This is a genomic window from Tsukamurella sputi, from assembly GCF_007858445.1.
GTDB lineage: Bacteria > Actinomycetota > Actinomycetes > Mycobacteriales > Mycobacteriaceae > Tsukamurella > Tsukamurella sputi.
In genome coordinates, this window is sequence record NZ_VIGV01000003.1 from 314708 (window position 1) to 330054 (window position 15347).

12 protein-coding genes and 1 pseudogene are annotated in these 15347 nt (G+C 66.7%); 5 read left to right on the forward strand and 8 right to left on the reverse strand.

Features of this window, described 5'->3' with window-relative positions; translation table 11 throughout:
• Positions 1-116: 116 nt before the first annotated feature.
• The 5 genes from FK268_RS11010 to FK268_RS11030 form a co-directional block, all read right to left on the reverse strand.
• Positions 117-1655 carry a multicopper oxidase family protein gene (locus FK268_RS11010; protein ID WP_231707032.1) on the reverse strand — a complete coding sequence of 513 codons (1539 nt, stop codon included), beginning with the start codon at positions 1653-1655 and terminating at the stop codon, positions 117-119.
• Between the two features lie 48 nt (positions 1656-1703).
• The gene (merA, locus tag FK268_RS11015) at positions 1704-3125 is read right to left on the reverse strand and encodes a mercury(II) reductase (protein ID WP_068741257.1); all 1422 of its coding nucleotides are present in this window, start codon (positions 3123-3125) and stop codon (positions 1704-1706) included.
• Positions 3126-3277: 152 nt separating this feature from the next.
• Positions 3278-3496, reverse strand: coding sequence for a heavy-metal-associated domain-containing protein (locus FK268_RS11020; protein ID WP_146433958.1), 219 nt, complete (start codon positions 3494-3496; stop codon positions 3278-3280).
• A gap of 42 nt (positions 3497-3538) precedes the next feature.
• Positions 3539-4585 (reverse strand): sulfite exporter TauE/SafE family protein, encoded by a 1047-nt coding sequence (locus FK268_RS11025; protein ID WP_068741259.1) that lies wholly within the window; start codon positions 4583-4585, stop codon positions 3539-3541.
• Positions 4586-4661: 76 nt separating this feature from the next.
• Positions 4662-7178 carry a heavy metal translocating P-type ATPase gene (locus tag FK268_RS11030; protein ID WP_193560269.1) on the reverse strand — a complete coding sequence of 839 codons (2517 nt, stop codon included), beginning with the start codon at positions 7176-7178 and terminating at the stop codon, positions 4662-4664.
• 862 nt (positions 7179-8040) lie between these two features.
• On the opposite strand from FK268_RS11030, the gene FK268_RS11035 reads away from it, so the two are divergent.
• The 5 genes and pseudogenes from FK268_RS11035 to FK268_RS11055 all read left to right on the forward strand — a co-directional run bounded on the left by FK268_RS11035 (position 8041) and on the right by FK268_RS11055 (position 12985).
• Positions 8041-8439 (forward strand): heavy metal-responsive transcriptional regulator, encoded by a 399-nt coding sequence (locus FK268_RS11035; RefSeq protein ID WP_068741643.1) that lies wholly within the window; start codon positions 8041-8043, stop codon positions 8437-8439.
• A 537-nt stretch (positions 8440-8976) separates the two neighbouring features.
• Positions 8977-9525 carry a TlpA disulfide reductase family protein gene (locus FK268_RS11040; RefSeq protein WP_231707033.1) on the forward strand — a complete coding sequence of 183 codons (549 nt, stop codon included), beginning with the start codon at positions 8977-8979 and terminating at the stop codon, positions 9523-9525.
• Complete coding sequence (locus FK268_RS11045) at positions 9525-10310, forward strand: cytochrome c biogenesis CcdA family protein (RefSeq protein WP_068741261.1); 786 nt, start codon at positions 9525-9527, stop codon at positions 10308-10310. The genes FK268_RS11040 and FK268_RS11045 overlap by 1 nt, the downstream gene beginning before the upstream one ends.
• 456 nt (positions 10311-10766) lie before the next feature.
• Positions 10767-11850: pseudogene (locus tag FK268_RS11050) on the forward strand (ISL3 family transposase).
• Positions 11851-11926: 76 nt separating this feature from the next.
• A complete protein-coding gene (locus FK268_RS11055; protein WP_068568408.1) occupies positions 11927-12985 on the forward strand; it encodes an IS110 family RNA-guided transposase in 1059 nt (352 codons plus the stop codon).
• Between the two features lie 135 nt (positions 12986-13120).
• Here FK268_RS11055 and FK268_RS11060 read toward each other — a convergent pair whose 3' ends face one another.
• The 3 genes from FK268_RS11060 to FK268_RS24975 all read right to left on the reverse strand — a co-directional run bounded on the left by FK268_RS11060 (position 13121) and on the right by FK268_RS24975 (position 15330).
• The gene (locus FK268_RS11060) at positions 13121-14281 is read right to left on the reverse strand and encodes an NAD(P)/FAD-dependent oxidoreductase (protein WP_146433960.1); all 1161 of its coding nucleotides are present in this window, start codon (positions 14279-14281) and stop codon (positions 13121-13123) included.
• A gap of 20 nt (positions 14282-14301) precedes the next feature.
• Entirely contained in the window at positions 14302-14907 is a 606-nt protein-coding gene (locus FK268_RS11065) for a DsbA family protein (RefSeq protein WP_074850837.1), read from the reverse strand.
• 69 nt (positions 14908-14976) lie between these two features.
• The gene (locus FK268_RS24975; RefSeq protein ID WP_231707035.1) at positions 14977-15330 is read right to left on the reverse strand and encodes a YgaP family membrane protein; all 354 of its coding nucleotides are present in this window, start codon (positions 15328-15330) and stop codon (positions 14977-14979) included.
• Positions 15331-15347: the final 17 nt, after the last annotated feature.

Genomic DNA, 15347 nt, shown 5'->3' on the forward strand with positions numbered 1-15347 from the left:
GAACTGGCGAGATGCCAGATCGGATTGACCGCAGTCGCCATGAGCCGAAATGGTGCAGGTCCGGTAACGCCAAGGCGTGCACTTGTCCTGCGGTCCATCACGGGGCCGCAGGTGTGTCACTGTGTACCGGAGTACCGGAGGGTGGTCATCATGCCCATCTCCATGTGATAGATGTTATGGCAATGCAGGGCCCAGCTGCCGGGGTTGTCCGCGTCGAGGTCGACCTCGACCGAGCCCATCGGTTTGAGGAGCAGGGTGTCCTTGCGCAGGCCTCTGCTGCCGGGCAGGGCCCAGGTGTGGCCGTGGATATGCATGGGGTGCAGCATCATCGTTTCGTTGGTGATCTGCATCCGCAGGCGCTGGCCTTTCCGGACTATCAACGGTTTGTCTTCGCCGTGCTTCTTGCCGTTGATGCCCCACGCGTACGGGTCCATCTGGCCGTTGAGCGTGACCTTGAGCGTCGAGTCCGGTTCGCGGTCGGGTAGGCGCGCGGAGTCGGCGGCGGTCAATTCGGACGCCCCGAGCAGGACGGGGCCGTCCAGTTCAGCGGGGCGAACGTCGGCAGCGGGTGCGTCGCCGGATCCGGTGCGCAGGACCGCCAGTGCCTGACCCTTCTTGCCTTCCGCGGCGGCGACGAGAGGGAACGCGCCGGCGCCCGCGGTGACGGTCACGTCGTACCGTTCGCCCATGGCGACGAACAGTGCCCGAGCTTGCTTGTCATTGACCCGGTGTCCATCGGTGTGGGTGACGGTCATGGTGTGGCCGCCGAGGGCGACCCGGAAGACAGTGTCGGAGCCGGCGTTGATGATCCGTAAGCGGATCCGCTGTCCTGGTTTGGCGCGGAACTCGGTCGGCGCCGCGGGGATCCGGCCGTTGATGAGGTAGTGCGGGTAGATCACGTCGCCGGCATCGCCGAGCGGTGAGCTGCTCATGCCGGGCATCGAGGAGTGATCCATGCCACCCATATCCATTCCGGGTTTGAGTGACCCGGTCTTGGCCTGGAAGTCGGCCAGGATCTGGTCGGGGTTCTTGCCGACGCCGTCGGTCCAGTCGTCGAGGACGACGATCCACTCGTCGTCGTAGGCGCCGCGTTCGGTGGGATCATCGATGATGATCGGGGCGTAGAGGGCGCGGTCGAGTTGGGCGCCGACATGCGGATGGAAGTAGTGGGTGCCCGGGTCCGGTGCGGTGAACTCGTAGACGAACCTTCTTCCGGGACGGATCGCGTCCTGGGTGACGCCGGGAACACCGTCGGCTTCGTTGCGGAGCCGGATCCCGTGCCAGTGGATGGTGGTGTCGGCGGGAAGCTTGTTGTCGAGGGTGACGCGCAGGAAATCGCCGGCCTTGGCGCGGATGACTTTGCCCGGTAGGGCGTCGTCGTACGCCCAAGTCCGGGCGGTAATGCCGCCGAGGTCGACGGTGCTCTCCCGCGCGGTGAGCGTCGTTTCGACGACCTTCTGCCCGGCCTGGGGTGTCGCCTGCAGCGGCGGGCCCTGTATCGATCGCGAGCCGCCGCCCGGCTTGCTGGTGCTCGTGCCGCCGCACGCGGCGAGTACCCCCGACCCAACCAGGCCCAGGCCAGCCGCAATCACCGCGCGCCGTGATGCGTACACCATATAATCGCACCTCTCGTAGATAACCCGATGATACCCCATGGGGGTATCATCAGGTGGGGGTTCCATTCGGGGATGTTCGCTCGGACGTTAGGCGCAGCAGGACAGCTTCGAGACGTCGGTGACAAAGGACTTGGCGGCGATCTGGATGCCTTCGGCCATGGTCAGGTAGGGCGTCCAGGCGTTGGCGATCTCGGTGACGGTTTTGCCCAAGATGTGAACGCCGGTGGCGACCAGTTCTCCTGCGTTCTCGGCGACGGTGGTCAGGCCGAGGACCTCGCCCGTGGCGGCGTTGGTGACGATCTTTATGAACCCTCGGGTGTCCCGGTTCACCACCGCGCGGGGCACGTGGTCGAGCGGCAGGACGCGACAGGCGCAGCGGATCCCCGCTGTACGTGCCTGCTCTTCTGTGATGCCGACTGTGCCGATCGCCGGGTTGGTGAAAGTCACTCGCGGCAGTCGAGTGTAGTCGACGGACTTGGCGGCGCCTGCGAGTGAGTTGTCGGCGACCAGGGTGCCGTGGCGGGCGGCGACGTAGACGAACTGCGGATGGCCGGTGACATCGCCTGCGGCCCAGACCCGGGGGTTGGACGATTGCAGGTGGTCGCTGACGAGGATCTGTCCGGAGTCGCCGGTGTGGACTCCGACCGTGGCGAGGTTCATTGCATCGGTGGCGGGGCGGCGGCCGAGGGCAACGAGAATCTGGTCGGCGCGATCTTCCTGCAAGCGTCCGGACACATCGCTGGTGACGGTCACCGTGCCGTCTGCGGTGCGGGTGACATGGAGGGGTACCGCTCCTCGTTTGACTTGGATCCCTTCATCGGCGAAGACCTCGGCCAGCGTCCTGGAGACCTCTGGTTCTTCTTTCGACGCTAGTTGCGACCGGGCCAGCAGCGTGACCTGCGATCCTAGGCGGGCGAACAGCTGTGCCTGTTCCAAGGCGACGTAGCCGCCGCCGAGCACTAGCAGTGACTGGGGAAGCTGTGTCAGGTCCATTGCCGCGGTCGAGGTCAGATACCCCGCCTCGTCCAGCCCGGGTATCGGTGGTGCCCAGGGGCGGGCGCCGGTGGCGATCAGGTAGTGCTCGGCCGTGACGGTTTCGACGTTGCCGTCGACGTCGGTGATGTCGAGGACCGGCGCATCCGGTGTGCCGGCGAATGACGCGAAGCCCCGCCGGGTCTGCCACCCGTAAGAGTCGGCGATCTCGGCGTATTTCGCGGTCCGCAAGATGTCGACCAGCGACTGCTTTCCGGCGACTGCCGTGGGCATGTCCACCGGCCCTGCGGCCGTTGTGATGCCTGGGAACCGGCCGGGAGCGTCGGCAGCGGCGTGCCGTGCTGCGGCGGCCGCGATCAGGGCTTTGGACGGTACGCAGCCGGTGTTCACGCAGGTCCCCCCAAGCGTGCCGCGCTCGATCATCACCAGCGACTTCCCGAGTGTGCTCGCGCGGATTGCGGCAGCGAACGCGCCGCCGCCGGACCCGATGATCGCGAGGTCATAGTTGGTGGGCATGGTTGCTCCTGTCGCCGCGCGGGGCTTCTCGTCTGGTCTTATCCATACCCCCGTCTACGGCTTGCGTGTCGCAGTCGGCAGGTGCAGACCGGGCGGCGCGTCGGCGTTGGTCGTCGAGCTTGTCGTCGATCAGCGGTGGATGGCTTGCGCGACTAGGGCGCCAGCGTGGCCGGGTATCCGAGTTCGGTGATGGTGGTGATCACGTCGTCGGCGGTGGTGCGTGTGGGGTCGAGGTCGACGGTTGTCTCGCCCATTTTGCGGGAGGTGGTGGAGGTCAGCACGCCGGGGAGGTCTTCGAGGGTGTCGTCGATCAGCAGTGAGCAGCTGCCGCAGTGCATTCCGGTGACGCTGATGGTGATGGTCGTGGGCATCGGGTCGATACCTTTCGTTGGACAGTGGGGTGAGACGGGAAGTTAGACGATGGTGAGAGTGCCGGTGTACATGCCCATGCCACACACGTACGGGAGGGTGCCGGGGGTGAGGGCGCCGAGGTCGAGGCGAGTGTCACCGGTCGCGGGGAGAGTCTTCTCTTCGCCGCGGCTGGGGATGGTGAACGTGCGGGTGCAACCGGCGTCTCTGCTAGCGCGGAGGATCAAAATGGTGGGGATTCCGGCTTTGATCTGCACGTTCTTCGGGCTGTAGCCGGCGGAACTGGCGGTGATGACTACCTGCTGTTTGCCGTCGGTGATGGTCGCGGCGGTGGTGTCGGCGGCCGCGGCGCTCAGGCCGATGTTGCTGCCGATGCGGCTGGCGGCCCACGGGGATCCGGCGAGCTCGAGGCCCCCGTTGAGGGTGAACAGGCCGAGGGCGACGACGACGATCCCGGTCGCGACAGCGAGGCGGTTGTTCCAGACGCTGGCGGCTTTGCGCGCTGCGTAGCCCAGCACGGCGAACAGTGGGCTGGTGCCGACGACGAAGACGGCCATGATCGCCGCGCCTTGGACCGCTGCCCCGGAGGCGAGGGCGAGCGCTTCGACGGAGAGTGTGACCCCGCACGGGATGAGTACGGTGGCGACGCCGAGCAGTGCGGGTGCGAACGCTTGGCGCGAGCGGGCCCGGCCGCGCACGAAGCTGGCCCACGAGGCCGGGGGCTCGATGACGATGCCGCGGAATCCGGGGACGCCGAGCTGGGCGAGGCCGAGCACGATGATCAGCACGCCGGCGCCGATCTGCAGCCACGTCCGCGCCCCGACGGACAGCTGCACGACTGAGCCTAAGGCGCCGAGGAGGGCGCCGAGCACGGTGTAGGCGAGGAGTTTCCCGGCGAGGAAGCCACCGACGGGGGTCAGGTCCTCACCGAGAGTGGCGAGCACAGACTGCCGCGGGCTGCGGCCGCTGCTCGGAGTGGTGGCGTGGGCGCGTTGCCGGGTGATCAGGCCGGTCAGAAGGCCGCCTTGCACCGCGGCGCACGAGACGCCGCCGGCGAACAGGCCGGTGATCAGGACAGCGGTGAGGTTCACGGTGTTGCCTCTCGAGAAGAGTCGGGTGTTATCGGTATGGACGTCGGTGCAGGGGACGGCGCGGATGCTGGCTCGGTCATGGGTTGCGGCGTCCGGCGATCAGGAATCCGACGATCGCACCGCCGAGGCCGATGATCCCGCCCAGGCTCAGCAGCAGCAGGGCCGGCGCGAGGTCGCCGAAGTCGATGTCGCGGACCGTGAGAGCGCCGACGGCCAGGGCGATGATGACTGCGAGGACGACCGCGACGAAACCCAGCAGCGTGCGCCGCCCGGTGGGGCGGGACCTTCGCTGCGGCCCGCCGGTTTCCACGGCGGTGATGGAGCTGCGGAAAGTGCGCAGCCGCAGGCTGTTGGAGACGACGAAGACGCTGGAGAACGCCATGGCGGTGCCGGCGACGAGCGGGTTGAGCAGCCCAAGGGCGGCGAGCGGTATCGCGGCGATGTTGTAGGCGAATGCCCAGAACAGGTTGCCTTTGATGGTGCGCAGGGTGCGGCGGGCCAGTCGGATGGCATCGACCGCCGCACGTAGGTCCCCTCGGACCAGGGTGAGGTCGCTGGCCTCGATCGCGGCGTCGGTGCCGGTGCCCATCGCCAGGCCCAGGTCGGCTTGGGCGAGGGCGGCGGCGTCGTTGACGCCGTCACCGACCATGGCGACGACGGCCCCGTCGCGCTGCAGCGCGGTCACCACGTCGACCTTGTCCTTGGGGAGGACGTCGGCGATGACGTCGGCGATACCCACGTCGGCGGCGACCGCGCGGGCGACCCGCTCGTTGTCGCCGGTCAACAGGATGGGCCGTAGGCCCAGCCGGCGGAGCCCGGCGATGGCCTCGGCGGAGGTCGGCTTGACGGTATCGGCGATCACCAGAACCGCGCGAGCGAGGCCGTCCCAAGCGACGACGACGCAGGTGCGGCCACCGGATTCCGCAGCTTCCTTGTGCGAGCGAAGGTGCTGCGGCAGATCGATGCCGAGATCGGCGAGTAGTCCGGTTCGGCCGACGACGACGGTATGCCCCTCGACCGTGCCGGTGACTCCGAGGCCTTCCCGGTTCGTGAAGTCCTGCACCGCGGGCAGCTCACCGAGGCGGTCACGGGCACCGGCGGCGATGGCGCGGGCGATCGGGTGTTCGGAGGCGTCCTCGAGCGCGCCGGCCAGACGCAGCGCCTGCTCCTCGGTGACGCCGGCGACGGTGTGAACGCCGACCAGACTCATCTTGCCCGTGGTAACAGTGCCGGTCTTATCGAGCACGACGGTGTCGATCCGGCGGGTCGATTCGAGGACTTCCGGTCCTTTGATCAGGATGCCCAGCTGCGCGCCGCGGCCGGTGCCCACCAGCAGCGCTGTCGGTGTCGCCAGCCCGAGCCCGCACGGGCAGGCGATGATCAACACGGCGACCGCGGCGCTGAACCCGGCGGCGGCGCCGTATCCGGCACCCCACCAGAATCCGAGGGTCGCCAGCGCAAGCAGTATCACAATGGGCACGAACACCGCCGATACCCGGTCGGCGAGACGCTGGATCTCCGCCTTGCCGTTCTGCGCATCCTCGACAAGCCGGGCCATCTGCGCCAGCTGGGTGTCTGCGCCGACACGGGTGGCCCGCACCACCAGTCGGCCGCCGACGTTGACGGTGGCCCCGGCGACCAGGTCACCGGGCGCGACCTCGACCGGGACGGATTCTCCGGTCAGCATCGCCGCGTCGACAGCAGAACTGCCTTCGGTGATCTCGCCGTCGGTGGCGATCTTCTCACCGGGGCGCACCACGAACAGCTCCCCGACCACCAACTGGTCGGTGGGGATGCGTTCTTCGCGGCCGTTGCGTAGGACGGCGACGTCCTTCGCGCCGAGCTCGAGCAAGGTGCGCAACGCCGCACCAGCCCGGCGTTTGGCGCGGGCCTCGAAGAACCTGCCCGTCAGGATCGCCGCGGTCACTCCCGCGGCGACCTCGAGGTAGATATTGCCGGTGGCGCCGCCGCGGTCTACGACCAGACTGAAGCCGTGCCGCATGCCCTTGTCGCCGGCGGTGCCCAGGAACAGCGCGTACACCGACCAGGCGAAGGCTGCGCTCACACCGACCGAGATCAGTGTGTCCATCGTCGCCGTGCCGTGCCGTGCACTGCCCACGGCTGCGCGGTGAAACGGCCACGCACCCCACACCACGACCGGCGCGGCCAGGGTCAGTGAGAGCCACTGCCAGTAGTCGAATTGGAGTACTGGGATCATCGCGAACGCGATCACCGGAACCGCCAGCGCACCACAGATAACGGCCCGCTGGCGCAGCGACTGCGCGTGCTCATCACGGTCCGGGCCATCGCCCCCCTCGCTACTGTCCACTGGGTGGGTGGGGGGACCGACGAGGGCGGCCGTGTAACCGGCTGCTTCGATCACGTGGGTGATCTCGGCGCTCGGCATCGCAGCCGGGTGTTCGACGAGCGCCTTCTCCGTCGCGAAGTTGACCGTCGCATGCACGCCGTCGAGCTTGTTTAGTTTGCGTTCGATGGTCGCGGCACACGACCCACAGGTCATGCCCCCGATCACCAGCGTGAGCTGCTGCGAGCTGCCGGTGATCGGGTCACCGTCGTGCAGGTCTGTACTCATCGTTCGCTCTTGTCCTTCGCCGTCGATGTCGAGGTGTGCCCGCCGGGAGGAGCCTGCGGTTCCGACCCGTGGCCGGCATCAGGGATCGCCGGATGCGGGTTCGGCCGTGCCGCAGGGCCCACTGACAAGTCGCCGCCTACCGTCGGCGCCACCACCACGATCGGCGGCACCTGCACGGGGACGGCTCCGCTGCCCGTACCACCGCCGGGCACCACGCCTGCCGCTCCTGAGGCCACTGGGACCGCCGGGCCACCCGGAGCGGCGGAGGCAGATCCAGTCGGGGCCGCGACCGCACTCACCACCGTGCCCGCGCCGTCACCCGTGCCCGTGTCAGGCGTCGGTGCAGGCCCGGTCGCCGAAGGCGGTGCAGGCGGTGCGGGTGCACCCGACAGCCCTACGAACGGCTGTCCCACCGGCAGCGGCGCCGAGACCGGCAGCCCAGCAAGGGTCGGCGACGGCGTCCCGCCGCGTGATTGCCCGGCCGTCGCTCCACCGACCGTCGGCGACGGCGGGGCACCCGCGGCCAGGGGCACCGTCACGGCCGCGGGTGGAGCTGCGGCACGGTGGCCCGATGCCGCTCGTTCGTGTGATGACGCGCCGGTCACCGGACCCGAACCGGCCGGGCCTGGGCCGAAGATGCTGCCGAGCCACCACGCTGCCGCAGCGACCATCGCCGCGATGACGCTGAAGCCCACCAACCTGCTCGCTGTGCCCATACCGATCCAGCTGCCTTCCACATTTCTGACTCCACACTCAGACCGTGCTCTGGCGTGGCGCCGGACAAGGTGGCAGACCATCACCGCATCGCCCGGGCACCACCCATCGTGAACCTTCCAGTAAGGTGGAAGGTCAAGGAGGCGTGATGAAGATCGGCGAACTCGCCCGTCAGAGTGGCATCGCAACCAAGACACTGCGGTTCTACGAACACAGTGGGCTACTCCCGGAACCGGCCCGCACCACATCCGGGTACCGTGACTACGAACCGGAATCGATCGAACGACTCCACTTCATCCGCAGCGCCCAAGCGGCAGGCCTGACACTGCGCGAGGTCCGCGAAATCCTGAACCTCCACGACCAGGGACTCACCCCCTGTGACCAAGTGGTCAGATTGCTCACCGAACGACTCGCCCACGTCCACAACACCCTGCAGGAACTGCGGTCGCTGGAGGGAACACTGACCTCGCTGCTCGACCGCGCCCAACGCGGCGGCCCCGCGCAGGACGCCGGGGTGTGCTGGATCCTTGAACCGGAGATTTCCTGACGGATTCGGGGCGAACCACACCATGGCGCCAGACGGGGACTGTCTCTTGCCGGCGTGATCGACCTGACACCGACGACGATCGGGTGCGCCCGACGAGCATGCGCCCCGACGACGCGGCGCCGACCAGCACCGGTGGGAGGTCGACTCCGGGACGCGGTGAGCTGGAAACAACGCGTGCGCCGTGCCACGGCCGGGGTGCGAAGTCGCCGCCGCTTCCACCCGACGGAGCTACTATGGTGCGTAGTAGGAGCGGGTGGATGGGTTCGACTTCTCGGGAGGCCGAAAGATGGATGTGCGATGGCGAGCTGCGCCGATACCGACGGCGGCGGTGCGTGGGCCCGCTCGCGGGGGCAATCATCATGTCGGACGCCGCAAGGGTGATGTCGTACGGTCTCGGTCTCGGCCCGGTCGTGGTGCGCGCGGTAGCGAAGGCTTGGGCGCGCGGCCTCGACCCGAACGGCCGAGCCTCGCCCGGTGGGCTGCTCCACAGCGGTGCAGCGCGTGAGGTCCCGGAGACGGATGCTAGGTGTCATCCTCGTGGCCGCATTCCTGCTGGGTGGTTGTGTCCAGTACAGCGACCAGGCCCCCAAAGGAGGGGTCATCGCCCCCGCTGGCAAGCTCACGCAGTTCTACCCGCCAGCTGAACGCAGCGTGGTCAGTGATCTCAAGGGACGCAGCGTCACTGATCCGAACGTGAGCGTGTCCCTCGCGGACTTCCGGGGCAAGATAGTGGTGATCAACGTCTGGGGATCGTGGTGCGCGCCGTGCCGAATCGAGGCACCCGAACTGGAGAAGGTCTACCGCGCCACCAAAACCAAGGGAGTGGAGTTCCTCGGCATCAACGTCCGTGAAACCGCCGGGGACGCCGCCGCTCGCGACTTCATCTCCGCGAACAAGCTGAGTTACCCGTCGATCTACGACCCTCCGGGAAGGACGCTGCTCGCGATCGGCGAGCAGTACCCGACCACGGTCGTACCGATGACTTTCGTCCTCGACCGACAGCGCAGAGTGGCCGCGAGCTTCCTGACCACCGTGGGTGAGAAGGATCTCACCGGGGCCATCGACAAGGTTCTGGTGGAGCGCTGATGGGGCAGGCATTCGCAGACGCGGCCGTCTCGGGACCGCTACTGATTGCGCTCGCCGCGTGCGCGCTCGCCGGCTTGGTCTCATTCGCCTCGCCGTGCATCGTGCCGCTGGTCCCCGGGTACCTGTCGTACCTCGCGGGCCTGGTCGGCGCTGAGGCGCCGGCGGCCGCTGTCGAGGAGGCCACGGCCGGCGCTCGTGCAGGGCGCTGGCGGGTGATGGGGGCCGCGGCGCTGTTCGTGGCCGGCTTCACCGTCGTGTTCTTGTTGATGACGATGTCCGTCTTCGGGCTGGTCAGCTCGATTCGTCTCAACTCCGAGGTGCTGATGCGGATCGGTGGCGTGGTCACCATTGTCATGGGCCTGGCGTTCATCGGCCTGGTGCCGGCTCTCGAGCGCGAGGTACGGTTCGCGCCACGGCAGTGGACCACCCTCGCCGGGGCTCCGTTGCTGGGCGGAGTGTTCGCGCTGGGATGGGCGCCGTGCATCGGGCCGACGCTGGCCGGGATCCTCTCGATCGTGGTCGGCACCAACGCGGACCCAGTACGGGGCGCAGTGCTCATCATCGCCTACTGCGCCGGACTGGGCCTGCCGTTCGTGATCCTGGCCCTGGGCTCGACGGTGGCAGTTCGCGCCGTCGGATGGCTCAGCCGCAACTCACGTCGCATACAGGTATTCGGCGGAGCTCTCATGGTGCTCGTCGGAATCGCCCTCGTCACCGGCTACTGGGCGGTGTTCGTGGACCTGGTTCGCCGCCTGTTCATCACCAACACGGTCATGCCGATCTGATAGCTGCCTACCGTACGGTTGCTCGTGTGATCCGACCTCGCGCACAACCGCCTTTGCCGAGGAGGAAATGTCGCTTTCGCTGGATGTTCGGGCAGAGCGAAGGGGCGTGATCGCGGAAGCGAGAACTGCGCTGATCGCGACGTTTGGTGGGGAATACCGTCGACATCGGTACGGCCGCGCCACGCGTAAGTCAGAGCCTGCGGTGGCAGAAGTGTTTCGTGCTCACGGCGTCGCAGCTTCAATGATTTGGAATGGTTCGGTCCAGCTGGTCGCCGGTTGATGGGCGTTGATCGTTAGGCGGTGGGCGCTGAACTGATCGATGAGACTGAAGTGGCTCTTCCCAAGCGAGAGTGCATGAGCGGGTCCGCCGCTGACGTGGCGCGGCACAAGATGTAGAGGGCCCCGGGGTGTGACGATGAAGGTTCCTACGCCATCTCGATCACACTCCGAGGACCTGTGTCTGAGCCTACGTCGTCTCTGCTTGCCGATACCATCTGCCGTGCCATCGATCTGGGGGTCAGCGTCGTCGACGCTGCCACCGCCGATGACGTGACGCACCTGTGGTGCGAGGTCCTCACGCCTGACCTGGAATGCCCGGGCTGCGGCGAGGTCTCGGCGTGGTGCGCGATCACATCGTCCGCGAGCTGGTGGACCTGCCGGTCTGCGGTGCCCGTTCGGTGCTGCACGTGGCCCGCAGCATCTCACGGGTGTTCGGGAACTCGGCGTTGATGAGCACAAGTGGAAGCACGTCCGCGGCAACGGCGATTCCTCGTGGGTGACGGTCCTGGTGGATCTGACCCCCGTGCGTGAGGGCACCGGTCCCGCCCGGCTGCTGGACATGGTTGCCGGCCGCTCCGCGCAAGCCCTCCGCGGCTGGCTTCAAGAGCGCGATCAAGCGTTCCGGGACCGGATCAAGGTCACCGCGATGGACGGGTTCGGCGGCTACCACACCGCCGCAGCGCAGGTACTCGCCGCAGCGCGAACGGTGATGGACCCGTTCCACGTCATCCACCTGGCGGCGGACAAGGTCACCGGCTGCCGGCAGCGGCTGCAGCAGGCGATCTGCGGGCACCGCGGCCGCTCCGGGGACCCGCTCTATGGGATTCGCCGGATCCTGCTCACCCGGCCTGCTCTCCTCGCCGACAAACAGCAGGTCAAGCTCGATTCGGCGTTGGCTGCTGATGAGCGTCACGTCGCGGTCGAGGTCACCGCCCAGGTGTATCAGGATCTGATCGCCGCCTACGAGCACCCTGACCGACGGGCAGGGAAGATCGCAATGTTCAAGACTCTCAAACGAATCCACACCGGAGTCCCCGCCGGGCTCGACGAACTCGCACAGCTCGGCCGCAGCCTCTTGAAACGCCGCCGAGAGATCCTGGCGTACTTCGACACCGGCGTCAGCAACGGCCCGGTCGAGGCAATCAACGGACGACTCGAGCACCTGCGTGGCATCGCCCTGGGCTTCCGCAACCTCGAGCACTACATCTTGCGGTCGCTACTGCACTCCGGTCAGCTCGCCGACCGGGTCAACGCACTCTGAAATGAGAAGAGCCACTGAAGTGCCCGGGTGAGGTATGGCGGTCGTCGGCCACGCCGCAGGCAGGGCTTGGTGCTTGATGATCGTCATTGGTGTGGATCCGCATAAGTCGACGCATACGGCGACGGCGGTCGATTCGGGAACAAACAAGGATCTGGGGTCGCTGAGGATCTCCGCCGACCTGAACTCCTATCGCGAGTTGATTAAGTGGGCGGGGCAGTGGCCGGAGCGAATCTGGGCGGTGGAGAACGCGTCCGGGTTGGGGCATCACCTGACGCAGTGGCTCGTGAGCCAAGCGGAGGCGGTGGTGGATGTGCCGGCGACCGCCACAGCCCGGGTGCGGGAGCTCTCCCGAGGCGGGCGTCGAAAGAATGATCGAATCGACGCGGCCGCGGCGGCGTGCGTCGCCTTCTCGCAAGGCGACTTCCGGCCGGTGGGCGCCGAGAAGCATTCGGATGGGTTGCGGGTCCTCGATGAACGCCGGATTGACCTCGTGCGGCACAAGGGGAGGCTGACGAACCAGCTGCATGCTCTACTGCGGGAACTGCTGCCGGGCGGTTTGGATCGGGCGTTCACGACGGAGGAGGCATCGGATGCGCTCCGCAGGCTTGCGCCGGCTTCGGGCGCGGATGCGATGCGCAAGGAGGTGGGGCTGGCGATCGTCGGTGATCTGCGCAGGCTGCGCTTTCAGATCGATGACATCACCACCAGGATCGAGGTCGAGTTGAAGGCCTCGGGGACGAGCCTGTTGGAGATTGAGGGCGTCGGGACGGTGACGGCGTGCCGGATTCTGTCCCGGACGGGCGACCCGGCTCGGTTCCGGGATCAGTCGGCATTCGCTTCCTATGCTGGGACCGCGCCAATCGAGGTGGCCAGCGCCGATAAGCAACGACACCGGGGCCTACCCCTTGAGGGCGACAGATCTTTGAACGCGGCGATCTACATCGTTGCCGTTACCCAATCCCGGATGGCGGGCAGCGCTGGTAACGCGTATTACCGGCGCAAGCTTGACGAAGGCAAGACGTCACGTGAGGCGATCCGATGCTTGAAGCGACAGATCGCGAAACGCTTGTGGCGCACAATGATCAGCGATGCGGGAGAGGCCGCGGATGGATATTGTAGCGTGAGTGCGTGCTGATCGGTGCGGCCGGTGAGATCGGCAGCTTGAGCGACCGATGGGCGCAGCGTTCGGAGATCGACCTGCGATCGACAACGTTTGTTCCCGACTAAACGGGACTCTACGGCTTGTTCGATTTGGCCGCGCAGTCCGCTGTCATTCCCAGTAGGCGCGCCAGTCGAGTTCTTCGCGGATCTTTTCTTGGTGCAGCTGTTGAGATGCGGGTGTGAGCGCGACGTCGGGGTGTGGTTCGGCGAAGAAGTTGCCCTGGCCCCGGGCTGATTCGTGGGCTCCGGTATCGATGTAGCAATAGCCTTGCCCTGATAGAGACGCTGGGGATTCGGCGAGCCCGAGGTAGTGCAGTACGTTTTGGGCCACGGCGGCGGCGCCGTTTTTGGCGAAGATGGCGGCCTTAGGGAGGGGCCTGTTCGTGGGGGAGGTGACTGCGGAGAGGTCGCCGATCGCCCATACGCCGTGGTGTTCGGTGAGCATTGAAGCTCGGTCGACTGGAATCCATCCCGGTGTGTCCAGGGTCAACGCGGGTTCGTGCGGCGGGACGAAGACCAGCAGGTCGAAGGTGTCGTGCACGCCGTTGGTGAAGTGCAGGGTTTTGGTCTGATGGTCTACTCGCTCGACCTGGTGTAGTGGATGCAGGTCGATTCCCGACGCTCTGACGCGCTTCGCCAGTTCCATGCCGACGTCGGGCCCGGCGGAGGGCATTGGCTGCGGTTCCGGGGTGTATACGGCGATATCTGTATGGTCCCGCACGCCGCGTTCGGTCAGGAGATCTGCCGCGAGAAAGGTGCCCTCGTAGGGGGCGACGGGGCAGCGGAAGGGCATCGATGCGACGAGGAAGACCAGTCGGCCGCCCTCGAACGCGGTCAGTGCCCGGTGGGCACGTGCGGCGTCGGCGGTGGCGTAATAGTGCACGGCGACGCCTGCGTCGGCCGCCTCTTGGAGGCCGGGCACTTGCTGCGTTGCATTGCGGGCTCCCAGCGCGAGTACGAGCGCGTCGTAGTCCACGTGCGCACCGTCGTCGAGGATGACGGTGCTGTTGGCGGCGTCGACACCGGAGACAGAGCCGCGCACCGTCCGAATTCCAGCGAGGCTCTTCTCGGACGGGCGGATCGGGACGCTCTCTGGAGTGCGCCAGCCCCGCATGACCCACGGCAGAGTGAAGCCAAGGTAGTGCTCGAAGTTTTCGTCGATCAATGTGATGTCGGTGTTGTCGAGGGGAGTGCCGGATTCGCGCAACTCTTTGATCACGCTGAGTCCGCCGATTCCGGCGCCGGCGATGACGATTCGTTTGCTATTCATGATCTCGATTTGCTCCGTTCTCAGAGGTGAGCTGCTACAGGGTGTGGAAACCGTTGTACGGATGCGAAGGTCTTGACGGTGGCGAGTGTTTCGAGAGCGGTGAGAAGGTCGCGTGCGGCGGTGGGAGTCGGTATCGCGGTGAGCACGGGACCGTGGAAGACGGTCTCGCCGATCCCGATCAGGGGGCTTCCTGCGCTTTCGCCCGCGGCTTCTTGACTGAGCGAATGCGCGTCGCGCACCGCGACGTCGAAGGTCGGGTCGTCGATGCTCGAGATGTGGTGTGCGGGCAGGTCGAGCTCGAGTAGCATTTCGCGCACTGACTGACCGTCGATCGTGCCGCCGTCTCGGTGGTACTGGTCGCTGAACGTGCGCAGGGCCTGCCACATCCGCTCGCTGTCTAGTTCGCGCTCCAGCGAGGCGAACAGTCTGCCCGCCGCTCGGGAATCCTGCATCCGCTTGCGGGCACGTTCGGGCAGTTCGCGTCCCTCGTTGAGGAGGGCCAAACTCATCAGCTTCCACTGTAGTTCGTTGGGATTGCCGACAGTGGCTAGCAGCCACTGTGCGGTGGTCCACGAATACGGGCACACCGGGTCCAGCCAGATCGTGAATGCGGGCCGTTGGTTCACTCGTAGCTCCTTCCGTCGTTTCCACTGGATTGATCGCTGATCGCATCAAGTCCGTCCGTAGCGGCCTACCTAGAATGCCCTTCCCGATTGCAGTCCCATCTTCTTGAGAAGTACGGCGGCGGGGCAAAGTCCGGTGATGCTTGATTGGATCAGGTTCAGTGAAACAAGCCCCGATAGGAGGGCCCAACAGGGTGAGACGGTGACGCTGAGGGCGACTCCGGTGAGGTTCAGTGTTCCGGCGAGGAGCAGGACGGCTTGGTCGATGTTGGGTTTGCGCATGCGGTGAGATCGTTTCGTGTCTTCAATGTACACGTCGGGGATCGCTTTGCGCAGGTCACGGTGCTGCGGTTGGAGTCGCCGCAGGGTGTCCGCTCCTGATTCGGTGGAGTGATCGGGTGCTGTGGTTTCGGGCTTGTCGGTCATGGTTGTGCTCCTGTTTT

What these genes read in the sequence shown, in the direction of transcription:
- FK268_RS11055 (WP_068568408.1), top strand. Translation starts at nt 11,927, where the DNA reads ATGATCGTCATTGGTGTGGATCCGCATAAGTCGACGCATACGGCGACG.
- merA (WP_068741257.1), bottom strand. Translation starts at nt 3,125, where the DNA reads ATGCCCACCAACTATGACCTCGCGATCATCGGGTCCGGCGGCGGCGCG.
- FK268_RS24975 (WP_231707035.1), bottom strand. Translation starts at nt 15,330, where the DNA reads ATGACCGACAAGCCCGAAACCACAGCACCCGATCACTCCACCGAATCA.
- FK268_RS11020 (WP_146433958.1), bottom strand. Translation starts at nt 3,496, where the DNA reads ATGCCCACGACCATCACCATCAGCGTCACCGGAATGCACTGCGGCAGC.
- FK268_RS11060 (WP_146433960.1), bottom strand. Translation starts at nt 14,281, where the DNA reads ATGAATAGCAAACGAATCGTCATCGCCGGCGCCGGAATCGGCGGACTC.
- FK268_RS11035 (WP_068741643.1), top strand. Translation starts at nt 8,041, where the DNA reads ATGAAGATCGGCGAACTCGCCCGTCAGAGTGGCATCGCAACCAAGACA.
- FK268_RS11030 (WP_193560269.1), bottom strand. Translation starts at nt 7,178, where the DNA reads ATGAGTACAGACCTGCACGACGGTGACCCGATCACCGGCAGCTCGCAG.
- FK268_RS11010 (WP_231707032.1), bottom strand. Translation starts at nt 1,655, where the DNA reads ATGGGGTATCATCGGGTTATCTACGAGAGGTGCGATTATATGGTGTAC.
- FK268_RS11045 (WP_068741261.1), top strand. Translation starts at nt 9,525, where the DNA reads ATGGGGCAGGCATTCGCAGACGCGGCCGTCTCGGGACCGCTACTGATT.